This is a genomic window from Okeania sp. (genome assembly GCF_983059655.1).
The window spans coordinates 1-5369 of sequence record NZ_CEZPJD010000549.1; the positions used below are offsets into that span (position 1 = coordinate 1).

The window sequence follows — 5369 nt, forward strand, 5'->3', positions numbered from 1 at the left end:
TCAAACCTCTATCCAATACCTTAATTGGCCCATCTACACTACCTGTAAAAAATTGTTGTACCAAAGGATTGTCCACCACATCAATTTCATCTACAGTACCAACCCACTGCACTTTACCTTGATAAAGAAATACAATTCTGTCTGCTGTGCGACGAATAGTACTATGTTGATGAGTCACCATTACATAGGTACTACAGCCACCATCTACATATTGTAAGCGACGTACCAAATCTTCAATTACAGTAGAAGCTATGGGGTCCAAGCCTGCTGTTGGTTCATCATATAATAATATTTCTGGGTCATCACGAGGATTTTCTGGATTAGTCATAATTGCCCTAGCAAAACTCACTCGTTTACGCATCCCACCAGATAACTCTGCCGGATAGCGATCGCCAATATTACCCAACCCCACCATTTCTAATTTCTGCTGCACTAACTCCTGAATCTGGGAATGTGGTAACTTACTATGTTGATACAAAAGAAAACCCACATTCTCTTCTACTGTCAACGAATCAAACAGAGCTGCATTTTGAAAGACCATACCAGTAGTAATTGGATCTTTCAAGTCATCCATCCATCTAACTCGTCGCTTTCCCTGGACATAAACTTCTCCGGCATCAGGAGTCAATAAACCAGCAATAATTCTCAGAACTGTAGATTTACCAGTTCCAGATGGGCCAATAATTGCCAAAGCTTCTCCGCGATAAATTGTTAAGTCTGTTTCATCTAAGACAACATTAGGCCCGAATGATTTACTAACTCCTTTCAGCTCGATTATAGGTTCGTGGTTCATCGTTTACACTTGTAGCACTACGCATTCAAGTTAGGAAATTTTTCAATCCTAAAACCCTTTTACAGTTTGCTATTCTCTGTTCCCTGTTCCTTATTCCCTAGCGCGTAGCGCTATAACAGTCCACAACTCAAGTTTTGGCCTTAAAAAAGTAGCAAGTAACAGATTTTGTTGGCAGTATAGCAAGGGGGCAGGATAAAAGTCTCAAACTTTGAGATGTAGTCAGCCTTTTTCCTCTAAACTTTGCCTTCTGTTGTGTATCCTAAATTCCACACTTCAAAATGTAGCATTAAAAATCAAGAGTCAGGATTTCCTACGGAATGCTCCGTAAACAGAACTCAGGTAGAGGAGCTATCGGTAGAGTAACGTATCAGGAGAAAATAATAGTAGTCATAATTGAGTATTTATGCTGAATATTTTCCGGGAAATTTGACTCTTGAGATAAGGTCAATCAAGATCATTTATACAGTATAAATACTTACAAATAAAAGTAGTCTCAAGATACTTTTAATCTTAAAAATTGACGTGCGGAATGTGGGTTATACATCCTGATTGGATTAACAAGCTATTAGCTTTTAGTAGCTCTAGTTTTAAATCCTCGATCTATAAACCAGAAGGTTTACGAGGGGTTTAAAGACCCTTATAAACATTTACTGCTGACTGCTGAGTGCTGACCACTTTTTTAAATCTTCTTAGTTTATGGCATTTCATATCAACACAATTTAGCCCTGAAGCGCCATAATACTTCCAGAATCTTATTGATTGTAGATAGTATTTTTGTAAAATTTGTCCTTAATCAAGCTAAGGCTAATATTGTTATGTCAACTGGTTTAGTAAAGAAAACCCTGCGTATATTTCTCAAAAGTAATTTTTTTATTGCAAAACGTCATCAGACTAACTCTCAGATAATTGGCCAATGGTTTAAGTGGTTATCTCCGGGATTATTTATCAAGCGGTGGTTACTCTTGAGTGCTGCTGGCGTACTACTAACTAGCTTAGGTCTATCAATATGGACTGGAATGACTCCAATTTTTTACACCCTCAGACTACTTAAACAGTTTTTGGGGTGGGTAACGACTATATTTCCTAATTATATTTCCGGGCCAATAATTATCTTTGCTGGTTTACTATTCATCTTCTGGGGTCAAAATCGTAGTATTAATTCCATTACTCAAGTGTTAATACCGGAGGGAGAGGAGAAATTGGTGGACCGGTTACTTGCCCATCGAAGGTTAAATCGAGGTCCAAAGATAGTTGCTATTGGCGGGGGTACAGGTCTTTCAACTTTGTTAAGGGGCCTCAAAGATTACAGTGCTAATATTACTGCTGTTGTGACAGTGGCAGATGATGGTGGGTCTTCTGGTAGGTTGCGCCGAGAGATAGGAGTACTACCACCAGGAGATATTCGTAATTGTTTAGCAGCTTTGGCTAATGAAGAAAAGTTATTAACTGAGTTGTTTCAGTATCGGTTTCGTGCTGGTGATGGTTTGGTGGGTCATAGTTTTGGCAATCTTTTCCTCACAGCCATGAGTGAAGTTACTGGAGATTTGGAACAGGCCGTAGCTGCTAGCTCTCAAGTTTTGGCTATACGGGGTCAGGTTTTACCTGCGACTCTTACTGATGTTAATTTGTGGGCAGAATTGTCTGATGGACGACGTATTGAGGGTGAGTCTAATATTACGGAAGCTAGGGGAAAAATTGTCAAGATTGGCTGTACTCCGGAACATCCTCTTGCTTTGCCCAAAGTTTTACAGGCAATAGAAGAAGCTGATTATATTATTATTGGCCCTGGTAGTTTATATACTAGCGTGATTCCTAATTTATTAGTGTCTGAAATTGCTGAGGCAATTGCTTCTAGAAATATTCCTAGTATCTATGTTTGTAATATTATGACTCAGCCTGGAGAAACTACTGGATATAGTGTGGCTGACCATATTCGTGCTATTGATGTTGCTGCTGGTAAACGATTATTTGATACTGTTTTAGTTCAAGGAAAAAGTCCTTCAGCACAAGCATTAGTTCGTTATGCTCGAGAAGATTCTCATCCAGTTTTTCTTAACCGTGAAGAAGTCAGAAATTTAGGCAGGAAAATTCTTTTGACTAATGTGATGTATGAGGATGAAGAAACTGGTTTTGTTCGTCACGATTCGATGATGTTAGCGCAGGTATTATTAGAGTGGTATGAGCGTATTGAGTTTAATAAATAGTGTAAGCATTCAGCGGTCAGCTATCAGCTATCAGCTATGAATTATTCCTCATTATCTTGGCAGGAGGCATTAGTATTCAAGGAGAATTAAAAACTATGTTTGCGCAGCATTCCGCAGGAAATGAAATAGTCTTTTCAACTAACCTTGGTCATTCTTAATTCTTTATTTCAAAAGCTGATAACTGAATGTTAATAGTTGAATACTTAATTATTTTACTTGATTCTTTATTTCAAAAACTGATAGCTGAATACTTAGCAATTATACCAATGTGAAAAAAGAATGTTACGAATAGTTTGGTCAACAAAAATGGTTAAAGTCAGATGTATAGCGCTGTGCGCAGCTCATTTGGCAGTAGGGGGAATAAAAAGCTTATGATATAAAACTTTTAGCTATTGGACAGTTCCTGAAATTTGTAAAGCAAGCCAGCGCACATTGCTATATATTTAGCACTTGGAGAATTATTTCATGGTCAAAAATGATAATAACAGCTCAATCTAGCTGACTACTGACTATTGAATACTAGAAACAGTTCCAGTATTTGTAGCAAACATTTATCACGCTTGGTATTAGTCGGTAGCAAAAATGCGTGAAATTTGTTATTATTCCTATATTTTATCGATTGAAATGATTTTGTTAACCCCTATACCTGAATGCTTACTAAATAGTTATGAATAAAGAAGTTTTTTTGTCACTACAAAATACTCCAGCAACTAACAATCTTGGTAAAAGTTTAGGGGAAATTTTGCCTGCTGGTAGTGTAATTTTATTGGAGGGAAATTTAGGTAGTGGTAAAACTACTTTTGTTCAAGGTCTTGGTGCTGGTTTGGGAATAACAGAAACAATTGATAGCCCTACTTTTACTTTGATTAATGAATATTTTTCTGGCAGAATTCCTCTTTATCATTTTGATTTATATCGTTTAGAAAGTTCCGAGATTGAAGCTTTAAATTTAGAGATTTATTGGGAGGGTTTGGAAGTACCTTTGGGTATTGTCGCCATTGAATGGGCTGAAAAATTGGTTTATTATCCTCCTAATTTTTTGCGGGTTTGTTTGAGTTTTTCTAATGTAGGAGATACTGTTGACGAAACTCCCTGCGGGCGACAGGCTAAATTGATTTCTATTGGTAAGTTTGATTTAGATTTGGATAAAATTTAGGTACTTTACAGCAGATTCCAAGTATATGAGGTACAAATATTAACGTTAAGATTTTAGGTAGTGCGGGCATCTTGCCCGCGAAGGATGTACCTCACCAAGATGAAATCTACTGTATATTTGATTTTGTAGATTAGGTCTTACCATTAGTAATACCATTTTGATAAATCTTTGCTACAAATAGTTAGGGTATTTCTTAGAATCCAGAATTCTGAATTCAGGAGTCATAATGAATAGATTTAATGCCAGTTTTTATGTCGTAAATCCTCATTTTTTGTCAAAGGGCATTTCCTGCAAAATCTTTTTCTTGGACTTATTATTCGTAACATTCTTTTTTTAAATTGGTATAAGGGACTTCAAAATAAAAAATTATCCTACTAGCTATAAAAGTAAGGGAGTAGAGAACAGGTAGTTAACGATAGAGTAAAAAAATTGGAATAATTTATTTTCTGCTGTTATTCCCTAATTTCAAAATCTTCTAATAGCCACTTATATAAAGCTTTGTGTTTTGAATCAATTTCTTCCACAGACTGATAATAATAATCTTCCCAACCCTTTTCTGGTAAACCTGCAAATATCATAAGATTCAGTGGATAGCTTTCACTATCTGTGCAGCGACGAAAATCATCTCGAAACAGAAAAACTTTTTTATTGAGGGCGATCGCCACACCTAATTCAAGCATTACACCTTCATCAGGCGGTGTGCCATTGACAATAGCAAATATAGCATCGCAGTTTCTTACATCATTCAAATCTGCTTGAGCAATAATGTAAGCCCATCCTGGCTTCGAGAAGTCTTGTTGGTTGTTTCGTTCAAATGGTTCCCAAACTTCCGCTCCTAAAGATTTCAATTTTTCGGTTATGGGAGGAAGTAGCAGTTTTTTTTGTTGCTTTGAGAAACCATAAGGATTAGCTAGATAAATTATTTTTTTCATTTTGCTTTTCAAAACTACTTTAAATTTCTAATTCATCTAGCAATAATATAGTCAATTCTGTTACTCTTCTAAATACATTATCATTTGTGAAAAATGCCTCACATTCTGCTGCTAATGCTACAGCTATTTGAAAAGCATCGGGTAATTGTAGATTATATCTTGCTCTGATTTGAGCTGCTTCTAGTGCTATATTAGGGTCGTCAATAGGCACAAAAATCGTATTATTACCATCTACAATAACGTCAATGAAGTATTGCTGTAATTGTGTCTGTCCTAAACTATAA

At 36.4% G+C, this 5369-nt stretch carries 5 protein-coding genes; 2 read left to right on the top strand and 3 right to left on the bottom strand.

Annotation, left to right across the window (positions count from 1 at the left end; genetic code table 11):
• The coding region (locus AC3DU7_RS23885) for an ABC transporter ATP-binding protein (protein WP_488041794.1) at positions 1-793 on the bottom strand (793 nt) is incomplete at its 3' end.
• An 815-nt stretch (positions 794-1608) separates the two neighbouring features.
• Between AC3DU7_RS23885 and AC3DU7_RS23890 the strand changes: the two genes are divergently transcribed.
• Together AC3DU7_RS23890 and tsaE are read left to right on the top strand one after the other, a co-directional pair.
• Entirely contained in the window at positions 1609-2997 is a 1389-nt protein-coding gene (locus tag AC3DU7_RS23890) for a gluconeogenesis factor YvcK family protein (RefSeq protein ID WP_488041795.1), read from the top strand.
• Between the two features lie 667 nt (positions 2998-3664).
• Positions 3665-4153: a tRNA (adenosine(37)-N6)-threonylcarbamoyltransferase complex ATPase subunit type 1 TsaE gene (gene tsaE, locus AC3DU7_RS23895; RefSeq protein WP_488041796.1), complete on the top strand. Its 489-nt coding sequence runs from the start codon at positions 3665-3667 to the stop codon at positions 4151-4153.
• 452 nt (positions 4154-4605) lie between these two features.
• Here the strand turns inward: tsaE and AC3DU7_RS23900 are convergent, their stop codons facing one another.
• Both AC3DU7_RS23900 and AC3DU7_RS23905 read right to left on the bottom strand, forming a co-directional pair.
• The gene (locus AC3DU7_RS23900) at positions 4606-5085 is read right to left on the bottom strand and encodes a nucleoside 2-deoxyribosyltransferase (RefSeq protein WP_488041797.1); all 480 of its coding nucleotides are present in this window, start codon (positions 5083-5085) and stop codon (positions 4606-4608) included.
• A 19-nt stretch (positions 5086-5104) separates the two neighbouring features.
• On the bottom strand, positions 5105-5369 hold a 265-nt coding region (locus AC3DU7_RS23905; RefSeq protein WP_488041798.1), incomplete at its 5' end, for a type II toxin-antitoxin system VapC family toxin.